The organism is Streptosporangium sp. NPDC023825 (assembly GCF_040639575.1).
In the GTDB taxonomy this organism is placed as follows: domain Bacteria; phylum Actinomycetota; class Actinomycetes; order Streptosporangiales; family Streptosporangiaceae; genus Streptosporangium.
Genome location: NZ_JBFAAE010000012.1, coordinates 74,869 through 96,815 on the forward strand (window position 1 = coordinate 74,869; position 21,947 = coordinate 96,815).

A 21,947-nucleotide genomic window follows, 5' to 3' on the forward strand; every position below is an offset into this window, starting at 1 on the left:
AGTACGTCCTAGTACGTCGCATAAAGGCGGACGGCGGACGGCTCTCAGCGAGGAGGCACCCGTGCCGGACGCGGTATGGATCCTGGGCGGCTACCAGAGTGACTTCGCCCGCAACTGGTCGCGGGCCGGTCAGGGGTTCGCCGAGCTCACCGCGGAGGTCGTGCGCGGCACCCTCGACGACGCCGGTCTCACCGCCTCCGACGTGGACGTCATCCACGTCGGCAACGCCTTCGGCCAGCTCTTCACCGGACAGGGGCAGCTGGGCGGCATGCCCGCCACCGTCGAGCCCGGGCTGTGGGAGGTCCCCTCGGCCAGGCACGAGGCGGCCTGCGCCTCCGGCGGCGTCGCCGCGCTGGCCGCGATGGCCGACATCGAATCCGGGCGCTACGACTGCGCCCTGGTCCTCGGCCTGGAGCTGGAGCGCACCGTGCCCGGCGACCTCGCCGCCGGGCACCTCGGCGCCGCCGCGTGGGTGGGCCACGAGGGGCAGGACGCGAAGTTCGTGTGGCCCCACATGTTCAGCGCCCTCGCCGACGAGTACGACCGGCGCTACGGCCTCGACGACGCCCACCTGCGTGCCGTCGCCGAGCTCAACTTCCGCAACGCCAGGGCCAATCCCAACGCGCAGACGCGCGGGTGGACGTTCACCGAGGCGAGCTTCGCCGCCGACGACGAGGCCAACCCGGTGGTGGAGGGCAGGCTGCGGCGTACGGACTGCAGCCAGATCACCGACGGCGGCGCCGGGGTGGTGCTGGTCGGGGAGCGTTTCCTGTCCCGCCACCCCGCACTCGCGCGCGAGGGCCGCCTCGCCCGGGTGCTCGGCTGGGGGCACCGGACCGTCGGGCTCCCGCTGGCGAGGAAGCTGGAACGCAGCCGCGACGAGCCGTACGTGCTGCCGCACGTGCGCAACGCGGTGCTCGACGCGTTCTCCCGCGCGGGTGTCGGCGGCGTCGACGACCTCGACGGCATCGAGACGCACGACTGCTTCACCATGTCGCAGTACGCCGCGATCGACCACTTCGGCATCACCGGACCCGGTGAGAGCTGGAAGGCCATCGAGAACGGCGACCTGGAGATCGGCGGGCGCATCCCCGTCAACCCGAGCGGCGGTCTCATCGGCGGCGGCCATCCGGTCGGCGCCACCGGGGTCCGGATGCTCCTGGACGCCGCCCTCCAGGTCACCGGCAGGGCCGGTGCCTACCAGGTCGAGGGGGCGCGCCGGTTCGGCACGCTGAACATCGGCGGCAGCACCACCACGACCGTCGGTTTCGTCGTCGGGGCCGAGTAGGCCGAGGCGGAGGGCACCCGCGACGGCGGCCCGCGGGAGACGCGCGTGCTCGCGCGCCCCGCGGACCGTCCCGCCCGGCCTCCCCGGGGCACACCGACGCCGCCGGCCCCGCCCTGGGTGGGTCGGCGACGAGCGGAACCTGCCGATCCCGCGACACGCGCTGCCCGGGAGCCTGTCCCGCGTGGTGACCGGCCCCGCCCCGGCCGGGTGGCGCCGGGGCCGTCGGCCGGCGAGGACATGATCCCAACAAAAATGGAGTGAACTGCAAAAATAGATTGGACTTTATGTTTGGGGTGTGATTAAACTTCCGGCCATGACCGAAGGGCTGCGGGAACGGAAGAAACGGCAGACGCGGCAGCGCATCTCCCAGGTGGCCGTCGGCCTGTTCGTGGAGCGGGGCTTCGAGCACGTCACGATCGCCGAGGTCGCCGCGGCGGCGGAGGTGTCGGCGAACACCGTCTACAACTACTTCCAGGTCAAGGAGGACCTCGTCCTGCCGCCCGACGAGGCGTTCCCGCAGCGGCTCGCCGACATCGTGCGGCACCGGCCGCCCGGTGAGTCCGCCGCGCGGGCGGTGCTGACCCATCTGCGCGACGAGGTGCACCGCCGCGACCGCCGGCTGGGGCTGACCGAGGGGTTCGGCCGCGTCTTCGAGATGATGCGGGCCGCGCCCACGCTCACCGCCCGGTTGGAGGACCTCGGCCGGCAGATGACCGACGCGCTCGCCGCCGTGCTCGCCGAGGAGACCGGAGCCGCTCCGGACGACCCGGCGCCCCGCGTGGTGGCCTGGCAGCTCGGCTGTTTCCACTCGATGGTCTTCGCCGAGATCGGCAGGCGCACCGCGGCGGGGGAACGCCCCGACGCGATCGCCGCGGCCGTGCTGGATCTCCTGGACAGCATCGAGGAACTGCTCGGCGAGCGCGTCCTCGCCTACGCCACCAGATAGGGACCGGCCATGTTCAGAGTGATGATCCGCGGCACGTTCGACGGGCTGGGCGACACCGGCCGCGCCGCCGTCCTCGCGGCGGGCGGCATCGCGTTCACCGAGGCGGGGACCTTCACCCACGACCAGAGCGTCTCGGCGTTCACCTTCCGCTGCCAGGTGCCCGCGGGCCCGGACGACGGCGAGGACGAGGCCGCCCGGGGGGCCGTCGCGGCGCTGGACGCGCACGGCCACCCGTACCGGATCCTGCACGTCGCGGTGACGGACATGCGTCATGTCAAGATTCGCCGGAAAGGCCGGCAGGCGAGCGGCTGAACCGTCCGGCTCCCGCGCGGTCTGGAGGCGGGCGGGAGCCGGTTCCCGCGCGGTCAGGAGGCGGGCGGTGGCGCGCTTCCGTTGTAGAACGGGTTCTCGGGCAATCGCCCGGGCGTGACGAGCAGCCGGATCACCCCGGCCTTCACCTGCCAGGCGTTCCAGACGGTCCAGTCACGCCCGACCCTGTCGGCGGGGAGCGGCTCGAAGGACAGCCCGCCCGTCTTCGCGTCGATCCGGATGAGGCTGAACACCGTGGCCAGGTCGCGTTTGCGCGCCTCGGCCAGGATCTCGTCCACCGGGCGGCCGTCCCTCAGCCGTACTCCGGCGAACATCTCGCCGGGGGCCATGGCCAGGTCGAAGTTCGCGTACTCCTCTCCCTGTCTCGCCTGGCGCCCCAGCCTGACGTCCACCTTGCCGGTGAATCCGGCGGGAATCCGCATCACCATCACGCAACCGGCGTCCCTGCCCGGCTCGCATCTCCCGGGAGCCGTCTCCATCGAGAGGGGGACACCGCCGAACCGGGGACCGGAGGGATCCGGCGGCGCCCCCGCGTCGGGCCCGTCGTCACCCGAGATCATCATTCCCATGATCTCTCCGACGCTGCCCGGCGAGACGGGCACCGGGCGCAGCGTGATGTCCAGGCCGACCGCGCGGAACGCCTCGGTGTACCTGGCGTGGTCGGCGAACGGGTCCTTGATGCGGGCGACGTACTGCTCATCGTCCAGCACGATGTCGACGGCGGAGTTCGCGTAACTCGTGGCGCTCCCGTCACGCAGCAGGCCGGGGCCGGCGACGAGCGCGGCGACGAGCACCCCGGCGGTGAGCGCTCCGGTCACCAGGCGCGGTCTCCACGACCGGCGGTGCGACGGCGAGGCCGCGAGGACCTCGGACCCGGATTCGGACACGATCGACGCCAGCAGTGCCCGCGCCCCCGCGGCGGACGCCTGACCGGCCAGTTCGCCGTCGCGGACGCGGGGCGGCGGGCCCATCCGCTCATCGGTGTTCTTCACGAGGACCTCCACGTCGGGACCCGTGCGGCCCGGCTCATCGGGATGAATTCGATCCCGGCCTCCGCCAGCCCGCGCGAGAAGCGCCGGCGGGCCCGGTGGAGCCGGATGCGTACGGCGTTGCGGGAACGGCCCAGGACGGACGCGATCTCTCCGGCGTCCAGGCCCTCCCAGACCACGAGCGACAACACCTCACGATCGTCGTCGGACAGTTCACGAAAGACCCGTCCGATCGCCCTGAGCTCCATCCCCTCCACGGGCGGCGCGGTGCGGGCGTAGAGATCGGCGACGTCCTCACGCAGCGCCGTCTGGTGGGCGTGACGGCGGATCAGGCCCCGGCGGTGGTTGGCGAGGACGTTGCGCGCCACGCCGTACAGCCACAGCCTCGCCTGGTCGCCGGGTGGCAGGTCGTCCACCCGGCGCCACGCGATCTCGAACGTCTCGGCCACCACGTCGGCCGCGTCCTCCGGGGAGTCGCAGCGGCGCGTCGCGTAGCCGAGGATCCGTTCGTACGTGTCGAGATAGACCTGCTCGAACCGGGCTCTTCGGTCGTCAGGCACGGGCGGTTCCCATGGCAGGAGGCCTCCTCTGGTGGGGGTCGTGGACACCCATCCATGTCGAAGGCGCCGCCATCATTTCTCCCAGATCCAGAAATTTCTGGAAACGCCGCTCAGCCGGTGGCCGGTGCCCGGCCGATGCCCGCCTCGACGCGCTCGACGGCGATCATCGCGCCGAAGGCGAGCAGGTGCAGCAGGCAGTGGTCGCTGTACCGGTCGGCACGCCAGCGGGCGACGTCGTCCTCGGTGATCCGGTCCGGCGCCAGTGCCGCGAGGATCGCCAGGGTCGCCCCGGCGCGGTCGCCGGGGGACAGCGCGCCGAGTGAGGTGGCGGGCCATCCGTCGCCGGCGGGGAGACGGCCGCCGAGGTGACGGCCGACGGTGTCGCGTACCGCCGCGCGGGCGTCCTCGGACAGCAGGAACCCGCCCTTGGCCGCCGAGTCCCGCAGTGCCGCGTACGCGGGCCCGACGGTGCTCTCCCCCGCCCAGGCGGGTGCGGGCCCGGCCTCGCCGTCCTTGAGCAGGAGAAGGCCGTCGCCGGAGCGGCGCCGCTCGACGGCGCGGGCGATCGGCGCGCCCTCGAAGGGGCGTGCGGTGTCCGACTCCCGCATGCCGCCGGGAAGCAGGTGTTCCGCGAGCAGTATCAGGACCATGCGGTTGACGAAGTGCAGCGCCAGCGCGGTCCCGATGTACTCCGGGACGAGCGCCTCGGGGACGGGCGGCGCCCCGGGGGCCGGTGAGCCCGGGGTGCCGGTGGACCTCGCCCACCGGACGACGGCCGCGGCGTCCTCGTCCGCCGGGTCGTCGCCGCGACGGAGCGCCTGCGCGATGTCGCCTCCCCCGGCCAGCTCCAGAAAGGCCAGATGCCCGGCGATGTCGTACTCACAGCGGTTGACCTGGGAGACGGAGACCGCGACGGCCTCCTTGTGCCGGCGGGGAACGGACCCGGCCAGCAGCGACTCGCGCAGCAGAGCCCAGCCGGGGGCGAGCAGTTCGGGGGCGGGGGACATCATCATGACCGCCGGGCCGATGCTGCTGAACTCGGCGTCGACCTGGTCGTAGACGGCGGCGACCTGCCCGGTGGCGTTCTCGGGCGGCACCGGGGTGATGTGGCGGAAGAGTGAGGGCATCGAACGGTCCTTTCGCTGACGGTCGCGCCGCCGGAGGGCGTGCCCGGGCACACCGGGTCGGGGCGGGCCAGGACGGTCCCCCGAACGAGCGCGGGCTGCGATCGTCGCCCCCGCGACGGCCCGAGGTCGTGGTGCCCGGGAAGGTTCTTTCCGGTACGCCGCGAGAAGTAGGGGAGCTTTCGGGTACGCCGCGAGGAGCAGGGGAGCTTTCGGCTACGCCGCGAGGAGCAGGGGAGGCGGCGGAACCGCCGCACCGGGATCAGCGGAACCACCGCACCGGGATCGACGGCCGGGTCCGGCCTTGCGGTGACGCCGTGGACGGGGCCGCCCGGGAACCGGGGACGCCTTCGAGGCCGCGGGGGAGTGCGGCGGGTTCCCGCGGTGGCGGTGCCGCGCGAGGAAAGCACCCCGTCCCTCCCGCCGGCGCGCTGAGCGTGGCGGACGGGATGATCACCGATTGGCTGGAATACTACGACCGGGCCACCTCGCGGCGCGGGGCGGTTCCCGGTACGGACTTCGCGACATGGCGGCCCCCGCTCCGCAGGACTCGGGGACACCCGGTTCCGCGACGCCGGACTCCGGGACGCCGGGCTCCGAGGTGTCAGGGCCGGGCCCGCCCGGTCGTCGTTCGTCCGGGTCCGGCTCGTGGGGGGCCGGACCCGGCGGGCCGGCGGCGGCTCCCCGGGAGCCGCCGTGACCGGCGAGGGCGTGACCCCCCTCCTTCCCGGGCGGGCCGCGGGCCACCGGAGACCTTTTTCGGGTGCTCGTCGTCGACGGGTTTTCCGCGCGACGCGGCCAGGAGTGCGGGCGGGGAGATGCTCGCCGTTCCCGGCCGGAGCGCTGAGCGAACGCCCCGGACCGTGGTCGGGAAATCGCACTCGGTATCCGTCGTGTACTTTCTCGCGTAATGTGCGAGGTATTGCATACTTCGTGTCACCGCATACTTACCGAGCGCAGAAATCGTCAATTGCGCGAAATCCGGCCGCACGCGCGGCAATCAATGGCCGCGTCCTCTTCGCCGCCGGCCGCATTCGTGAACCGCCGTCCGCCCTGGCGTGAGTGGAGCGGTCCCATTCCGGGGAAAATCCGCCAGGACTCCGGAGAACTCCAGGTGGGAGTGGCCGGAAGCGGGCGTCGCGATCCTCCCGGGCGGGTTCTCGGCGTGTCCGGACGTCGCGGTCCGCGCCCGCGGCGTTCCGCGGACGAGGGAATCCAGGGGGCGCCCGGCTGATGTGAAATATCTTCGGATCCGTTTCGTGAAGAATCTTCAGATGAAATCCATGCCGATAGGCTGATTCCTGACCCATAATCGCCGTCAAGAACATGGGGATCGCGAAAAAAAGGAGCGCTGCGTTGCACGGCAGAACCTCTCCGCTGTTCATCGGCCGGAAGCGGGAACTCGACTTCCTCGGAGAGGCGTGGGACGAGGCCAGACGCCGCGACGCGCGGATCGTGGGGGTCCGGGGGACGTCGGGAATCGGCAAGACCGAGCTGGTCGAGCGCTTCCTGCGTACCGTGCCCGGCGTGCGGACCGTCCGCGCCTTCGGTGACGAGGAGGCGCTCGCCCATCCCTGGGGGGTGCTGGAACAGATCGCCGAGCAGCTGCCGACCCCGACGCTCGCCAGGACGCTGTCGGGCCAGTCCGAGGCGGCCTTCGTCGGGCAGGCCCTCGCGGCGGAGTTCGCCGCCGCGGACGCATTGATCGTGGTCGTCGACGACGCGCACTGCGGCGACAGGCAGTCGATGGCCGCGCTCCGCCTGGCGGCCCGGCGCCTGCGCAACGCCCAGGTCATGCTCCTGGTCGTGCACCAGGCCCCCGGATACGCGACGGGAGCCGCGCCGGACGCTCCCCGCCTGGAACTCCACGAGGGATGGGAACGGATCTTCGACTCGGCGCAGGGGCGCCTGCTCCAGGTCGAGGGGCTCCCCGCCGACGATCTCGTGAGGCTCGCCGTCGCCACCGGCCACGACGGTCTCACCCCCTCCGGCGCCAGGAGGCTGCACGAGCACACCGACGGCAACGTGCTGCACTCGGTCCTCCTGCTGGACCAGGTGGAGATGCACTCGATCAACTTCGGCAACGGCCCGCTGCCCGCCCCCCGCGGCATGACGCAGGCCGTCGTGGCGCGGCTGGCGTCGTGCCACCGCCGTACCCGCGAGGTCGTCGGCGCGGCGGCGGTGCTCGGCCGCCGCTTCGGCCTGGCCGACCTGCGCGCGCTCTCCGGCGTCGCCGACACCACGACACCCCTGGAGGAGGCCGCCGACGCCGGGCTGGTCAAGGAGATCCCCGGGACGGCGGGGCAGGAGTTCGCGTTCACCACCCTGCTCGTCTGGGACCGCATCTACTACGACTCCGGCGTCGAGCGCCGCCGTGCCCTGCACCGCAGCGCCGCCCTGCTCGGCGGGCCCGGCGCGCTGTGGCACGGGATCGCGGCGTCCGGCGGCGGCACGGACGGTGAGCTCGCCGCGCTGGCGCAGGAGGAGGCCCGGTCCCTGCTGTCGCGCGGCAGGCTCCCCCTGGCGGCGGTGTACGCCCGCCATGCCGCGGAGCTGACCCCGCCGGGACCGGACAGGGCGGCCCGCCTGCTGACGGCCGTGGAGACCCTGCTGGTCTCCGGTGACGCCACCGTCGCCCGGCGCTACGAGAGCGAGATCCTCGCGACGCCGCGAGGCCCCTGGCGCGACTACGTGGCCGGTTACCAGGCCCTGATCTCCGGGCGCGTCGCGGAGGCCAAGCTGCTGCTGGTCCAGGCGCTGGGCGCCGCCGGGCGCGACAGGACGGAGAGCCCGCACGCGCCCGCGGACCTGCGGGCGCGCATCGCGGCCCAGCTCGCGATCATCGGGGTGGTCGAACTCTCCTACCCCGAGATGGTCGAGTACGGCACGGCGGCCGTCGCGGCGGGCAGCCACGAGCCGTGGGTGCGCGCGTTCGCCTGGTTCGCCCAGTCCGTGGGCTGGACCCTGGCCGGACGGGCGGAGGAGGCGCTGGCGTCCCTGGCGGACGCCGACCTTCCGGGTTCGGTGGCCGGGCTGGACGGGCTGGTGGCCCGCGGGATGATCCGGCTGTGGACCGACGACCTGGAGGGCGCGTCCGCCGACCTGCGCGAGAGCGTCGCGCGGGCCACGCGTGGGGAGGCGCTGCGGGTCGGCCAGGCGCTGGGCTTCCTGGGCGAGGTCGAGTACCGGCGGGGCAGGCTCGACGACGCCGTCCAGTTCACCCGGCTCGCCGTCGGCGACGCCGAGGAGAACGAGCGGGTCTGGGACTACGCGATCCTGCACTCCCTGGCGTGCTTCCCCCGCGCGGCCCGGGGTGAGTGGGACCGGGCGCGCGAGCACGCCCGCCAGGCCGCGGAGTGGGCGCCGATCGTCGAGAGCAGGGCGAGCCTCGCCTACGCGGCGGGCGCGCGCGCGGCCGTCGCCCAGGCCCAGGGCGACGTCCAGCGGCTGCTCAGCGCGGCCGAGGCCATCGAGCTGCACTACGACTCCCTGGAGCCGGGCACCCACCTGTTCGGCCCGATCGGCGCCGACGCCCTCTCCCAGCTCGGCCGGGCCGACGAGGCGGAGGCCGCGCTGGGCCTCTTCAGCGACCGGGCCGCGTCGAGCGGGCGCCGCTCGGCCCTGATGTCCATCGCCAGGGTGCGGGGTCAGATCGCCGCCGTCCGGGGCGACCACGCGGGCGCCGTACGGGAGTGCGAGGAGGCCCTCTCCCTGGCCCGGGGGGTGGGCCTGCCGATCGAGGCCGGCAGGATCGACCTGGTGATGACGCGCTCCCAGCACGCCCGGGGCCGCCACGCCGAGGCGGAACGGCTGCTGAGGCGGGCGCTGGTCGCCTTCAACCGTACCGGCGCCGCGGCCTACGCCGCCCTCGCCCTGAAGACGGCCGGGGAGCTCAGGCTTTCCGTGGACGGCCCCAACGCCGCCTTCAGCAGTCTCACCGGGGCCGAGCGGGAGGTCGTGGCGATGGTCTGCGAGGGCATGACCACCCGTCAGATCGCGCAGAAGCGCTCGGTGGCGATCAGCACCGTGGAGACGCAGCTGAACCGCATCTACGCGAAGCTGAACGTCACCAACCGGGTCGAGCTCCGCGCGGTCCTGTCCGACCCCGACGAATAACCCGACGAACAAGGCGAACGGCCGGCATCCGGCTCGAGCGGCACGGCGCCGCGGCCACGCCGCCGTACGGGAAAGGTGCATGTCGAGGTTTGTCATGCCATCCGTAGGGGTGGTACCTGGACGCTTTCCCGGTCTCCGGCCGCTACCGTGAGCGACTGCCAGAGCGCCGGGAGAGCGGCGCCGCCGACAGGAGGCCGGAATGCGGTTGACCATCGACGTCCAGAGGACCGCCACCGGTCACATCGCCGGGACGGTCGAATCCGATGACTCCGCGCCGCCCGTCCCCTTCCACGGTGTCATCGAGCTGGTCACCCTCCTGGAAACCCACCTGGACGGATGATCGCGCGAGAGGGCGCCGCGTGCCCACCGGCGCCGGCGGCAGTCGTCCACGGAGTGTCACGCCAGGGGGGAGAGCATCAGATGGACACCACGTCCCACCTCGGGAGGGAACACCGTCGCCGGCCGGCGACGGGCCGGGCGTACCACCGGCCGCCGGTCGTGACGGTCCAGCGGGCCGTAAAGGCCGCAGAGGACGTGAAGGCCGCAGAGGCCGCAAGAACCACGCCGGGTAGGCGGGGAGCGCCGGTCGTGCGGGCCGGGCGGAACGGCCGCGCGGGATCGGCCGGGGCCGCCACGTGAACGCCACCATGACGGTCTTCGTGCCGCCGACCGAGAACGGCCACGACCTGCTGGACAACTGGATACGGCCGATCTGCGCGAGGCTGGGGGTCCGCCTGGCGGTCGCCCTTCCCGGTGCCGGCCAGACCACCGCGCTCGCGGCGCAGCGGGCGTCGACCTTCGTCGTGTGGGACTGCTCGGTCGAGGGGCCCGAGGATGTCTACGCGGCCTTCAACATGCGCGCCAAACTCGACCCCGGCAGCATCATCCTCAGCCGCACCCCGCTGCCCCGCAACGTGCTGACCCGCGCCGGCCACGCCCCCGTGCACGGCGAGACCCTGGGCAACCCGGAACTGGGCGAGTGGCTGGAACGGCGCCTGCGCCGCGTGCTGGGCACGGTCCGCACGCCCGCGCCGCGCCTGCCCGCGCCCCGGGAGCACTACTGGATGTTCGACGACCCGGCCGACTACTTCCTCAGCTTCCACGGCGACCACCGGCAGGAGGCGGCGGAGTGGCGCGCGGGCTTCGAGAAGGCGCACTCGGTCACCGTGCGGATGGTGCCGCCCCGCGAGTACTCCTACCCGGCCGAGGTGGTCACCCGGCAGCAGATGTGGGAGGGCGTGGCGCGGCTGATGTACGAGATCATCGCGACGGGGAGGGCCATCGTCCATCCCTCGCCGGACTACTTCTCGTCGTTCTGGACGGTGAGCGAGCTGCTGGCCACGCTGTGGCTGCTGCCGCGCGGTTCCACACCGCCCATGATCACCTCCGCGTACGCCGCCCGGCCCTCGGGCGGCATCCGGCGGCTGGAGCACCTCACCGCCCGTGCCGTCCTGGGCGTCCCCCTGCTGGGCGACGCCCACGCCGACCGCTTCGCCAGGCTCATCAACAACTCCGACCCGATCACCACCGCCCCGCGGGTCCGCAGGCCTCCGGAGGGCGGGGGAGAGGCCGTCGTCGAGACGGTGAAGCAGGTCGGCCGGCACGATCCCGAACTGGCGGCCTCACGGTTCTGGGACGAGATGCGGGTGCCCTGCCCGGTCTGCGCACCCCGGGGCGGGGCCGCCGCGAAAGTCGACTGGGGACGGCACATGGACCTGTCGTGGGACGAGCGGGGGGTGGACCACTACGGCTACTTCACCGCGCGGCGCGAGGACCTCGGCGCCGGAGGAATCCGCTGCCCCGGATGCCGTACCCACCTCAGGCTCGTCAACGAGCACGGTGTCCGCACGCTCTGGACACCGCTCTCCGAGGGGGAACCCGAACGGGACCGGCCGGTCATCCAGCGCGATCCCGTCTGGCAGGTGCTGCCGGACGGCCCGCAGGGCGCCGAACCGGCTTCCAGGGGGAAGGACGCGGGCACCGTGCTCGGCCTCCGGGACAGGGGGTTCACCACCGGGACGAGGTGGGCGTCGGCGCGCAGTTTCGTCTGACCGTGCGGGGCCCGCTTCGGGTCTCGTCACCCCGCGAACGGGAGCGTTCCAAAACATCAGGCGGCCTGGTCGTCGTCCGCGACGGGACCAGGTCGGCGAGTGCCGGTGAGAGTTCGTCGAGAGTCCGGTGAGAGAAGGGGAGAGGGATCCCGTTGACACCGCTCAAGCAGAGTTCCCGCGCCCGAGGCGAACGGATGAACGCCACCCCTTTCCGGTCCGCGGGCCGGGGCACCGGGGTGGAGCCCCGGTGAGGGCGGGGACGGGTGGGGGAGCCGCTCGGTCCTCCCGGGAGCCGCGCGGGAAACCTGCGGGAGAGCCGGGCCGGGATCTGGATTCCGGCCGCGTCGCCGGATCCGCCGGTGTCGCCGGTGTCGCCGGTGTCCCCGGTGTCGCCGGTGTCCCCGGCGGGGCCGCGGACCGCGAGCGCCGCCTGGCCCTGTCGCTGAGCCGTCGCTCCGGCGAGCTCGCGGCCGCCGGACGCCACGAGGAGGCGCTCGCCGCGAGTGAGGAGGCGCTGGAGATCACGCGGCGGCTGGCCGGGGACGACCGCGACACCTACCTCCCCGATCTGGCCCTGTGCCTGGCCGGCGCGGCGATGCGGTACGTCCGGCTGGGCCGCAGGCACGACGCGGTCGACGTGGGGCGCGAGGCGGTGGCCGTCAGGCGCGAGCTGGTGGAGACGCGTTCCGACGAGTACCTGCCCCACCTGGCGGGCTCGCTGAACGGCCTCGCCTGCGACCTGGGCCGGATCGGCATGCCGGAGGCCGCTTTGGACGCCGCCCGCGAGGCGGTCGGCATCTACGAGCGGCTCGCCGTCCGGAGCCCGGCGGCACACGAGCCGAGCCTCGCGATGGCGCTGCACACACTGGCCCAGCGGACGGCGTCGCTGGGGCGGCTGGAGGACGCCGTGCTCCACAGCGCGAGAGCCGTCTCGATCCGGCGGCGGCTCGCCACGGAGAACCCGCCCGCCTACTCGGGGGCCTTCGCCACCGCGCTGCACGGCCTCGGCTGGCAGCTGGCCGCGCTGGGACGCCGCGAGGAGGCCATCGCCGCCTACGCCGAGTCGGTCACGATCCGCCACCGGCTGGCCCGCTCGGAGGACGCCCGGGCCGCCGACCACGACTACCTGGCCGCCGTGGCGGGGGAGTGGGCGGACCTCCTCATGGACGCCGGGCGCCTCCCGGCGGCCATGGAGCCACTGGAAATCGCCAGAACGGCCTTCCTGCACGCCGGTGACACCGAACGGGCGGGCCGCCTGGCCGCCCTGATGGAACGTGCCGGAAGCAGCCGCGTCTGAGCTTCCGCCTCCCGTACGGGAACGTCGACTTCGGTTCCCGTACGGGGCGTGGAGGTGATGACGAGATCCGCGTCTCGCGCGGGAGGAGGGGACTCGCGCGGGCCGGGGCCCGCGTGCGGGAGGGGAGACCCGCACGCGGGCCATGAGCAGGCGCGCGGTCTCGGCCGGCGATCGGGGTTCGTGACCCCGGCCCGGGTGACCCCTCCATCACCCAGGCCGGGGTCCTACCCGGCGGTGGGCCGGGTGCTCTGGCGGGCGCGGGCGTGAGTGCGGTCGCGAGCAGGATCGCGGGTGCGGTCGCGCGCCGGGAGCGCCCTCGTCACGCGAAGCATCCGCCCACGCCCAGTCGCGCGCCCCGGTTGAAGGCGCCCAGGCGTTGCGCGGCGGTGCCGTGGTCGCTGACGTCGGTCCAGGGGGTGTCGTCGGCGTGCGCCCGCAGGGCCGCCGAGATCTCCTGGGTGTCACCGGCCTCGAAGTACAGGACGCCGTCCTCGGCGGCTCCGAAGAGCGCCGCTCCGGCGAGGCAGTCGGCCTGGAGCTCGAGCTGCCGGGACAGCAGCCTCTCGGGGATGCGGGCCTGGACGGCATGGCTCCACTCGTGCGCGATGATCAGATATACCCAGGCGTCCCCCTGCTGGTATCCCATTCGCATGAGGTCGACGTCCCACGCGACGAAGTCGTAGGGCGGCCAGCAGTACAGGGCGTTGTCATCGGGAAGGGGATATCCCTGGCATGTCGGCGCGTTGCCCCACGCGCCGTCGTACGCGCCGAGAACGCGCGGGGGTGAATACCTGCCGGGGAAGAACTCCGACCAGTGCGTCGCCCAGAACCGGTTGACGGTGTATTGGGCACTGCGAATGTCCTCGTTGATGTCGTCGAGGCTCCTCGCGGCGGCGGGTCTCACCGGGGAGTTCCCGCTCGTCGTGGCGGCCGCGGTGCCTGTGGGGACCGCGATCAGCATGCCGATGAGCAGCGCGACGAGTGCGAGACGAGTGGTTCTCCGTCGTGAAGCGGCCATGGGCTTCTCCCCTGTCGCTGGCGGCCACATACCGGATGCAATGGTCTATCGCAGGGTTTTTTCGCAGAGCACGGTTACCTTATGGGGAAAGGTAATACGAGAGAAGCGCTATCGCGAGATCGTATGGAATATCGAGTTAATTCGCCGTTGGATTCGGGGGATTAGAGGCGCGTCGTAAATCGGCGCGAAGCGGGAACGGTCACCGGAGGGTTCTCCGGCGCCGGCGACGCCCACGATTCCCGGGCGGGGACGCTCGATCCCCCCGGCGGGGACGGCGGCCCGGGATCGGGTACTCCGGGAAACCCGGTGAGGGGTCGTGCGGTGTATCGACCACGAGCGTTGTTGACAACGGACAAGCGCAGGCGTGTCTCTCCGCCTCACCGCGATTGGCGCGACCCATAGCCGATGCCGGCGCCCGTCGTCAGCGGCCCTCAGGCGGTCGTGCTCTGCATCTGGGGTTCTGCTTGTGTGCGCTGGCTGGCTGCGATCGTGCATGCGACGCGTACGAGGGCGGCGACGGCCGGTGAGCGGGCGTCCTGGGGCCACGCGATGGCCAGTGTGCAGTCCGGCAGGTCGCTGACCGGCCGGTAGGCGACCCCGGGGCGCGGGTTGCGTCGGGTGACCGAGGCAGGTGCGAAGAACACGATGCTGCCCGTTTCGACGAGGTTGAAGATCTCCGACAAGTTGGAGGCCGGCCTTGTCGCCCCGGGCCGGCGCGGCGCGGCGCGGCCGGCGTCGGCCGGCGCACCGCTGAGGAGGTTCCGGCCGGCCAGGTCCGCCAGGCACAGCTGGGTCCTGGCGGCCAGCGGGTCGGTGGCGGCCATGGCGACCAGGACCGGCTCGGTGATCAGCGGCTCGCTGTCCAGCCCGCGGTCGTCCATGGGGCAGAGCACGAGTGCCACGTCGGCCAAGCCGTCGCGCAGTGCCTTGGGCTGATCGCCGAACCCTCCGAGGATCAGTTCGGGGGGCAGGGCGGCGGGGTCGGTGCTGTAGGCGTCCAGGATCTGCGGCAGCAGGCCACCGTCGATGTCGGCCTTGAGTGCGATGCGCAGCCGGGGCGAGGTGCTGCCTGCGTGCCGAGCACGGTGAGCGGCGGCGGTGATCGCCTCCAGGGCGGTTCTGGCGTCGCGCAGCAGGACCTCTCCGGCGTCAGTGAGCTTCACCTGCCGGGTGGTCCGCTCGAACAGCGTCACACCGAGCTGCCGTTCCAGGTGCCGGATCGTTCGGGACAGCGGGGGCTGCGCCGTGCCCAGCCGGGCGGCGGCGCGCCCGAAGTGCAGTTCCTCCGCGACCGCGACAAAGCAGCGGAGCTGCCGCACTTCCAGATCATTCATACCCTCAGGATATCAATCGCGATCAAGTTGATCCTTCACCTGCAACGTTGCTCCGGGTTCACTCGAAAGCAACCGCCCGGCGCCCCTTGGGTTCGCCGCCGACCGCCACGCATGGAGACACTCATGATCGTCATTACTACGCCGACCGGTGACATCGGCCGACAGGTCCTGGACCGCGTCCTGGACAGCGGTGAGCCGGTCCGGGTGATCGTCCGCGACCCCTCCCGCCTCCCGGAGCACGTGCGCACGCAGGTTGAGACGGTGGAGGGCTCCCACGCCGACGCGGACACGATCGCGAAGGCACTGGAGGGCGCTGACCGGCTGTTCTGGCTCGTGCCCCCGGCCGGTTTCCGTGACGCCGGCCCCGCCAGGCGCTACTACCTGGACTTCGCCCGGGCCGTAGCCCGGGAGGCCGCGAGCCGGGGCGTACGGATGGTGCACGTCACCTCCCTGGGCCACGGCTACCAGGACGAGGCCGGACTCCTGTCGGCCGCGCTCGAGATGGACGAGCTGATCGCGAGCACCGGCGTGCAGTCCCGGGCCCTGGCACTGCCGTTCTTCATGGAGAACCTGCTCCGTCAGACCCAGCCGATCACAGAGCAGGGGGTGTTCTCCATGGCGAACACCGCGGACCAGCCGCTGCTGGCCGTCGCCACCCGGGACGTGGCTGCCACGGCGGCAGCGCTCCTGCTGGACACCGCCTGGAGCGGACAGGCCCGCGTTCCACTGGTCAGCCCCGACAGCCTGACCCCCGACGCCATGGCCGAGATCATCTCCGCGACCCTGGGCCGTACGGTGCGCTACCAGCAGGTCCCGCTCGCGGACTTCCAGGCCCGCATGGTGCAGCACGGCGCGAGCCCGGCGCTGGCCCAGGACATGGCCGACATGGTCAACGCGCAGAACAACGGAATCTACGACGCCGAACCCCGCGACCCAGCCTCCGTCACCGCCACCGATTTCCGCCAGTGGTGCCAGGGCATCTTGAAGCCGGCCGTCCAGTCCTGATCAGCGCGCCGGCCGGTGCCAGGCACAGCCGTCCGATCCGGCACCGAAGGAAGCGGCCCCGCACTTCGGCATCGGGCGATGCCGCCCTTCGAAATGATCAATAGAGATCGCGCCGCGAACGGGATGCTCGGCAGATCGTCCCGTTCGCGGTCTTGCTCTCTAAATCCAAACACCCCCAGAGGCGCGGGTGTCCCACCCCGATGCACGGTTGATCCACACCTGCGGATATCACCGATGCCACACCGCACTCGATGGTCAACCGCCTGTCGGTCGCGTCAACAACCCCGCGGGTCAATACAGCTGGGCCGCCGGGGGAGCGGAGCTCTCGCGGACGACGAGGTCGGTGGAGAGCTCGACCCGGCGGGGCTCGGGTGACTCGCCGCGGGAGATGCCCAGGGCCATCCGGGTGGCGAGGAAGGCCATCTCCTCCAGGGGCTGGCGGACCGTGGTGAGCGGCGGCCAGGCGGACCTGGACAGGGGCAGGTCGTCGAAGCCGACGACGCTCAGGTCGTCGGGGACGCGCAGCCCGCGCTGCCTGGCCGCCTCGAAGACGCCGAAGGCCTGCAGGTCGCTGCCGGCGAAGATGGCGGTGGGCCGGTCGGGCAGCGAGAGCAGGGTGTGGCCGTGGTCGTGGCCGGAGCCGACGAGGAAGTCGCCGTGCAGGATCAGCGCGGGGTCCACCTTCACCCCCGCCGTCTCCAGCGCGGCCCGGTAGCCGTCGATGCGGGCGCGGCTGCACAGCACGTCGGACGGGCCGCCGATCATGCCGATCCTGCGGTGGCCGAGCTCCAGGAGGTGCCGGGTGGCGGTCAGGCCGCCCTGCCAGTTGGTCGCGCCCACCGAGGCCACGCCGGGGGCCGGCTCGCCCTCCGGGTCGACGACCACGAAGGGGATCGAGCGGGAGTTGAGCCGGTCGTACCGCTGTGCGGAGAGCCGGGAGCCGACGATGATCACACCGTCGGTGCGGCGGGCGGCCAGCCGGTCGAGCCAGTCGCGGCCGGGGCCCGCGTGGGTGTGCAGGACGGAGATCACGATGCTGGCCGCGGCCTCCGCGGCGGCCTTCTCCGCCCCGCGGATGAGCTCCATCGCCCACGGGCTCTCCAGCTCGGCGAAGATCAGGTCGATCAGGCCCGCCGGACCGTCGGTGCCGGTCGTGCGCCGGATGTAACCGTGCTCGCGCAGGAGCCGCTCGACCCGCCTGCGGGTCTCCGGCGACACCTCGGCCCTGCCGTTGATCACCTTGGAGACCGTGGGGGCGGAGACACCCGCCTCCTCGGCGATACGGGCGATCGTCACCCGGGGCTTACCTGGCATGACCGGCAGCATATCCGAAACCTTTCGGGGTGTGGCCGGTGGCCTGGGAATACGCCTCCCATCCTCACCGTGGGGCTCTCGCACGGTGCACCGGCCGCGCTTGAGCGTTTTCTCCGCGTCATGGCTGGAAAATTTTTACGATCGACAGAAATGTTCACTGGCTCGCGTCGCGGTTATGAGCGCCACGCTCCGGGGGACCATGCGGGAGTGCCCGCCGGGACGCCGTTCGCGTCCCGGCGCCGCGTGAACCCGTACGGCCCGGGGCGGGCGCCGCGTCAACGCCGGGTCAGGCCGGCGGTGCCGCCGGACTCCCGCAGGGCGGTGAGGAGGGCGAGCGGCGTCGCGGCCGCCCACGCCTGGGGAGAGGACGAGTGCGGGTAGGGCACCGGGTCCGGATGCTCGTCGCGCCCGTACCCGGCCATGACCTCCGGCAGCCGCCAGCCGTGCCCGGCCGCAGCCCGTACCAGGCCGTGGGCGACGGTCCTGGCCTCCTCGGCGAGCCCGCGGCGCGCCAGGCCGAGCACGATGAGGGCGTTGTCGTGCGGCCAGATGCTGCCCAGGTGGTAGGAGAGCGGGTGGTAGGGAACCTGGCCCGCGGCGAGCGTGCGGATGCCGAAGCCGGAGAAGAAGTCCGGCCGCAGCAGCCGCCGGCCCACCGCCCGCTCCTCCTCCGGGGACAGGATGCCGGACCACAGCAGGTGCCCGGCGTCCGAGGCGAGCGTGTCGACCCGCCGGTCCCCGCCGTCCAGGGCGAGCGCGGGGAAGGCGTGCTCGGGCATCCAGAAGTCGCGGCGGAACCGGTCCCGCAGGTCGGCGGCGGCCTCCTCCAGGAAACCGGCCCAGCTCGGGTCGCCCCACACCGTGCGGGCGAGCCGGGCCGTGCGGACCAGGGCGTCGTAGGCGTACCCCTGGACCTCGCAGACCGCCAGGGCGCCCTCGGCCCGCGCGCCGTCGGAGAAGCGGATGGCGTCGGCGGAGTCCTTCCAGTTCTGGTTGACCAGGCCGCCGCCCGCCGCGTCGGAGGTGTAGCGGAGGTACCCGTTCCCGCCGAGGCCGCCGTCGCGGAACATCCACTCCACCGCCGCGCGCGCCTGCGGTTCGAGGCGCCGGGCCAGCGCCGGGTCGCCGGTGGCCGCGGCGTGGGACTCCAGCAGCACCAGGAAGAGCGGGGTGGCGTCGACGCTCCCGTAGTAGCGGCCGTAGGGGACCTGCCGGAAGTGCGCGAGCTCGCCGTGCCGCACCTCGTGCACGATCCTGCCCGGCTGCTCCAGGCGGGAGGGGTCGTTCCGCGTCCCCTGGACGGCGGCGAGCGCGAGCAGGGTGTCGGCGGCCAGCGCGGGCCGGTAGGGCAGGGCGAAGAGCGAGGTCAGCAGGGAGTCGCGGCCGAACAAACTGAGGAACCAGGGGACGCCGGCCGCGGGCACCCGCAGTGCCTCGCCGCCGGGGCCCGAGACGGGGACGCGCAGCCGGGCCAGGTCGGCCAGCCCCTGCTCGCAGGCCCGGGCCAGTTCCTCCCAGGAGGTGAGGTCGCGGGGGCGGGGCCGCGCGCCGGCGAACGCGCCGGTGTCGGCCTCCAGCCGTTCCCGCACGGTGCCGGGGGAACCGGGTGGGGACGGTTCCCCCGTACCGTGCGGGACGGCCAGGACGGTGAGCCGCAGATCCGCCGCGCCGTGGGCGGGCAGCTCGAACCGCCAGCTCAGGACGCGGGCGGTACCCTCGCCGTCGGCGGGGCGGGTCCGGTGCGGCGGCGGCGAGGCGGTGACGGTGGTCCGCGAGGACCAGCTCTCACCGCGCCGGTAGTGGAAGGCGACCCCGTCCGGCGTGTCGTGCGCGGTGCGGCGCGCGCCGGGTTTGTCGTACACGCGGTGGTCGGCGCGCAGCTCGAACTGGTCGGCGAAGTCGGCGTCCACGTTAAGTTCGAGCTCCACGACGGCGGGTTCGCCACTGTTGCTCACCAGCCGGACGTGTTCGGTGAGGGCGCCCTCGGCCACCGCCTGCCGCCGGAAGACGGTGTAGGCGGGAGGGTGGTCGCGCGTGCCGGCCGGGGTGAGCACGCAGCCGTCGCCGGAGGAGGTCAGCAGGGTCGGCAGGGTCGGCGGGGTCGGCGGGGTCGGCGGGGTCGGCAGGGTCAGCGGGGTCGGCAGGGTCGGCAGGGCCGACGGGGCCGGCAGGGCCGGCGGGGCCGGCGCGTTCGGCGCCGCGCCGGCCGCGGTCAGCAGCCACCGGCTCAGGTGCCGGGCGTCCCTGACGAACAGCCCGTCCGTCGCGGTGCCCCGGGTGCCGTGGACGTCCCCGTGGGAGGTCACGGCGGCGAAGGTACCGCTGTTGACCAGCACGCGGCCGGCGCTCATCGGGCGGAGCCCGCCCCGCCGGGCGGGGCGTCCTCGGGCGCGTCGCCGGACCCGCCGTCCTCGGAGGCGTGGAGCAGGTCCAGGGCCAGGGCGGCGGTCCAGCTGAAGCGCCGGACGCCGCGCCCCTCCCCGGTGTACGGCTCCAGATACTCGGCGAACCCCGTGCTGTGGGCCGCGTCCAGGACCTGCGCGCGCAGCCGCCCCGCCGCCCGCACGTCGCCGTGCCGCACCAGGCCACGGTGGACCAGCCAGGCCATGTTGAACCAGCTGGGACCGCGCCAGTAGCGGTTGCCGTCGAACTCCTCCGCCGTGAGGTCGTAGCTGGGCACGAGCCGGACCTCTCCCAGGCGGAAGCGCGGTCCGCGGGCGGTCCGCACCAGGGCCGCCGCGACGTCCTCCGGCAGGCCGGGGACGATCAGCGGGACGAGCCCCGACACGCCGTACCCGGCGACGGGCTCGTCCGTCACCAGGTCGCGGGGGAGGAAGACACCGCCGGCCGGGTCCCACAGCCGGTCGAGCAGGGCGCCGGTCGTCGCCTCGGCCCGCCGCCGGTGCGCCCCCTCGTCCGCGCCGACCACCCGGGCGATCGCGGCGAGCGCGTGCTCGGAGGCGATGAGCAGGGCGTTGAAGGAGGGATCCTCGACGGCGAAGGCGTGCGGGGTGCGCGCGTCGTCGTAGCCGTGGTCGCGGTAGGTCGCGGCCAGGCGCACGTACCGCGCGTAGTCCAGGTCGGTGGGCCGGTCGGCGGGGGAGCCGTGGTCGAGGTCGGCCCGGCGGAAGGAGTCCCGCGGCGCGGGCTCGACCCTGGCCAGGGCCGCGTCCCAGCTCGGGCTGTTGTCCAGCCCCGGCTCCCACGGGTGCACCACCGCGGCCAGCCCGCCGCCGCCCAGGTCCCTGGAGGTGGCCAGGTAGCGGTGCCAGGCGGCGAGCCCGGGGTAGACGCGCGGCAGGAAACCGCGGCGCCGCGACTCGGCCGGGTCGGCGAGGTGCACCAGCCAGGCGGCCAGGGCGTGCACGGGCGGCTGGACGATTCCGGAGGTCTCGACGGTGGAGGGCGCGCCCGCCCTCCGGTCCGTGCCGGAGGAGCGCCAGAAGTCGGGGCTGGGGAAGTAGGCCCCGAGCGGTACCGACGGGTTGAAGATGATGTGCGGGATCCGGCCGTCGCCCCACTGCGCGCCCAGCAGCGTCTCCAGCTCGCGCTGGGCCCGGCGCGGGGCGATGTGGCGCAGCCCGACGGCGACGAAGGCCGAGTCCCAGCTCCACTGGTGCGGGTACAGGGCACGCGAGGGAACGGTCGCCGCCCCGGTCCAGTTGCCGAGCAGGACGTGCGTGGCGGCCCGGCGCAGGTGGGCACGGCGGCCGGTGCCGGAGGTGGCGGCCGCTTCGAGGACGGCGGTCATCCGGCCGGCCGGTGCGGGAAGGAGGCGCGCCGCAGGAAGGGCGGGATCGAGCGCACGGCCTGGACCGGGTCCCCGGTGAGCCTGCACTCGACGGCCAGGTAGCCGTCGTAGCCGATGGCGTCCAGGGCGCCCAGCCAGGCGGGCCAGTCGAGGTGGCCGGCTCCGGGCTGCATGCGGTTGGAGTCGCTGACCTGCGCGTGGCCGATCAGCGGCGCGGCGGCGAGGACGGCGGCCGCGGGGTCGGTCTCCTCGATGTTCATGTGGTAGCTGTCGATGCCGATGCGGACCGAGTCCAGGCCGACGGCGCGGATCAGGTCGGCGGCCTGCTCCAGCCGGTTGACCATGTGGTCCTCGTAGCGGTTGAGCGGCTCGAGGAAGAGCGTGACGCCCTCGGAGCGGGCGTGCTCGCCCAGCTCGGTGAGACCCTCGAGCAGCACCTCGCGGTCCCGCTCCTCGCTGCGCGGCGGCTCGAACGGCGGCAGCCGGCGCGAGAACATGCCGTAGGAGGCGGGGGTCTGGGCACCGAGCCCGCCGAGCTCGCCGATGACCGACAGCTGCGACTTCATCTGCTCGATCGCGTCGCGGCGCAGGTCGTCGTCGAAGGCGCCGAGGAAGTGGAGCATGTCCACGCACACGGTCGGCATGACCACGCCGTCGGCGAGGGCCTTGCGCAGCTCGGGCAGCCGGTCGCGGAAGTGGAAGGCACCCTTGCCGCGCAGCTCGATGGCGTCGTAGCCGGCGTCCTGCGCGAACTCCCACTTCTCCTGGAGCGTCTCACCGGGGAGCAGCTGCTCCTGGCAGGCGATTTTGAGCATCGTTCGTCA

The 21,947-nt window shown here is 73.2% G+C and carries 17 protein-coding genes; 8 read left to right on the forward strand and 9 right to left on the reverse strand.

Annotation, left to right across the window (positions count from 1 at the left end):
- Positions 1-61 precede the first annotated feature (61 nt).
- From AB0G15_RS13860 to AB0G15_RS13870, 3 genes are all read left to right on the forward strand, one after another.
- Positions 62-1,288 (forward strand): acetyl-CoA acetyltransferase, encoded by a 1,227-nt coding sequence (locus tag AB0G15_RS13860; RefSeq protein ID WP_362838703.1) that lies wholly within the window; start codon positions 62-64, stop codon positions 1,286-1,288.
- Positions 1,289-1,601: 313 nt separating this feature from the next.
- Positions 1,602-2,234 (forward strand): TetR/AcrR family transcriptional regulator, encoded by a 633-nt coding sequence (locus tag AB0G15_RS13865; protein WP_362838706.1) that lies wholly within the window; start codon positions 1,602-1,604, stop codon positions 2,232-2,234.
- Between the two features lie 9 nt (positions 2,235-2,243).
- Complete coding sequence (locus tag AB0G15_RS13870) at positions 2,244-2,546, forward strand: DUF6204 family protein (protein ID WP_362838708.1); 303 nt, start codon at positions 2,244-2,246, stop codon at positions 2,544-2,546.
- A 53-nt stretch (positions 2,547-2,599) separates the two neighbouring features.
- Here AB0G15_RS13870 and AB0G15_RS13875 read toward each other — a convergent pair whose 3' ends face one another.
- From AB0G15_RS13875 to AB0G15_RS13885, 3 genes are all read right to left on the reverse strand, one after another.
- Positions 2,600-3,556, reverse strand: coding sequence for a hypothetical protein (locus AB0G15_RS13875; protein WP_362838711.1), 957 nt, complete (start codon positions 3,554-3,556; stop codon positions 2,600-2,602).
- On the reverse strand, positions 3,553-4,113 hold the full coding sequence (locus tag AB0G15_RS13880) for a sigma-70 family RNA polymerase sigma factor (RefSeq protein WP_362838714.1): 561 nt from the start codon (positions 4,111-4,113) through the stop codon (positions 3,553-3,555). The genes AB0G15_RS13875 and AB0G15_RS13880 overlap by 4 nt, the downstream gene beginning before the upstream one ends.
- Before the next feature lie 110 nt (positions 4,114-4,223).
- Positions 4,224-5,240: a carboxymuconolactone decarboxylase family protein gene (locus AB0G15_RS13885; protein WP_362838717.1), complete on the reverse strand. Its 1,017-nt coding sequence runs from the start codon at positions 5,238-5,240 to the stop codon at positions 4,224-4,226.
- A gap of 1,353 nt (positions 5,241-6,593) precedes the next feature.
- On the opposite strand from AB0G15_RS13885, the gene AB0G15_RS13890 reads away from it, so the two are divergent.
- The 4 genes from AB0G15_RS13890 to AB0G15_RS13905 all read left to right on the forward strand — a co-directional run bounded on the left by AB0G15_RS13890 (position 6,594) and on the right by AB0G15_RS13905 (position 12,701).
- Positions 6,594-9,353, forward strand: a complete 2,760-nt coding sequence (locus AB0G15_RS13890) for an AAA family ATPase (protein WP_362838720.1) — start codon at positions 6,594-6,596, stop codon at positions 9,351-9,353.
- A 199-nt stretch (positions 9,354-9,552) separates the two neighbouring features.
- The gene (locus AB0G15_RS13895) at positions 9,553-9,693 is read left to right on the forward strand and encodes a hypothetical protein (RefSeq protein ID WP_329082214.1); all 141 of its coding nucleotides are present in this window, start codon (positions 9,553-9,555) and stop codon (positions 9,691-9,693) included.
- 295 nt (positions 9,694-9,988) lie between these two features.
- Positions 9,989-11,404 (forward strand): hypothetical protein, encoded by a 1,416-nt coding sequence (locus tag AB0G15_RS13900; protein ID WP_362838722.1) that lies wholly within the window; start codon positions 9,989-9,991, stop codon positions 11,402-11,404.
- A gap of 247 nt (positions 11,405-11,651) precedes the next feature.
- Positions 11,652-12,701, forward strand: coding sequence for a tetratricopeptide repeat protein (locus AB0G15_RS13905; protein WP_362838725.1), 1,050 nt, complete (start codon positions 11,652-11,654; stop codon positions 12,699-12,701).
- 319 nt (positions 12,702-13,020) lie between these two features.
- Here AB0G15_RS13905 and AB0G15_RS13910 read toward each other — a convergent pair whose 3' ends face one another.
- Both AB0G15_RS13910 and AB0G15_RS13915 read right to left on the reverse strand, forming a co-directional pair.
- Positions 13,021-13,719, reverse strand: a complete 699-nt coding sequence (locus AB0G15_RS13910; protein WP_362838727.1) for a neutral zinc metallopeptidase — start codon at positions 13,717-13,719, stop codon at positions 13,021-13,023.
- A 431-nt stretch (positions 13,720-14,150) separates the two neighbouring features.
- Positions 14,151-15,053: a LysR substrate-binding domain-containing protein gene (locus AB0G15_RS13915; protein WP_362838729.1), complete on the reverse strand. Its 903-nt coding sequence runs from the start codon at positions 15,051-15,053 to the stop codon at positions 14,151-14,153.
- Positions 15,054-15,176: 123 nt separating this feature from the next.
- Between AB0G15_RS13915 and AB0G15_RS13920 the strand changes: the two genes are divergently transcribed.
- Positions 15,177-16,058 carry an NmrA family NAD(P)-binding protein gene (locus AB0G15_RS13920; protein ID WP_362838731.1) on the forward strand — a complete coding sequence of 294 codons (882 nt, stop codon included), beginning with the start codon at positions 15,177-15,179 and terminating at the stop codon, positions 16,056-16,058.
- 291 nt (positions 16,059-16,349) lie between these two features.
- On the opposite strand, the gene AB0G15_RS13925 is transcribed toward AB0G15_RS13920, so the two are convergent.
- The 4 genes from AB0G15_RS13925 to AB0G15_RS13940 all read right to left on the reverse strand — a co-directional run bounded on the left by AB0G15_RS13925 (position 16,350) and on the right by AB0G15_RS13940 (position 21,938).
- Positions 16,350-17,372: a LacI family DNA-binding transcriptional regulator gene (locus AB0G15_RS13925; RefSeq protein WP_362838734.1), complete on the reverse strand. Its 1,023-nt coding sequence runs from the start codon at positions 17,370-17,372 to the stop codon at positions 16,350-16,352.
- A gap of 275 nt (positions 17,373-17,647) precedes the next feature.
- Positions 17,648-19,723, reverse strand: coding sequence for a glycogen debranching N-terminal domain-containing protein (locus AB0G15_RS13930; RefSeq protein WP_362838737.1), 2,076 nt, complete (start codon positions 19,721-19,723; stop codon positions 17,648-17,650).
- Positions 19,720-21,123 carry a hypothetical protein gene (locus AB0G15_RS13935; RefSeq protein WP_362838740.1) on the reverse strand — a complete coding sequence of 468 codons (1,404 nt, stop codon included), beginning with the start codon at positions 21,121-21,123 and terminating at the stop codon, positions 19,720-19,722. The genes AB0G15_RS13930 and AB0G15_RS13935 overlap by 4 nt, the downstream gene beginning before the upstream one ends.
- Complete coding sequence (locus AB0G15_RS13940) at positions 21,120-21,938, reverse strand: sugar phosphate isomerase/epimerase family protein (RefSeq protein WP_362694726.1); 819 nt, start codon at positions 21,936-21,938, stop codon at positions 21,120-21,122. Before AB0G15_RS13940 ends, AB0G15_RS13935 begins: the two co-directional genes overlap by 4 nt.
- Positions 21,939-21,947: the final 9 nt, after the last annotated feature.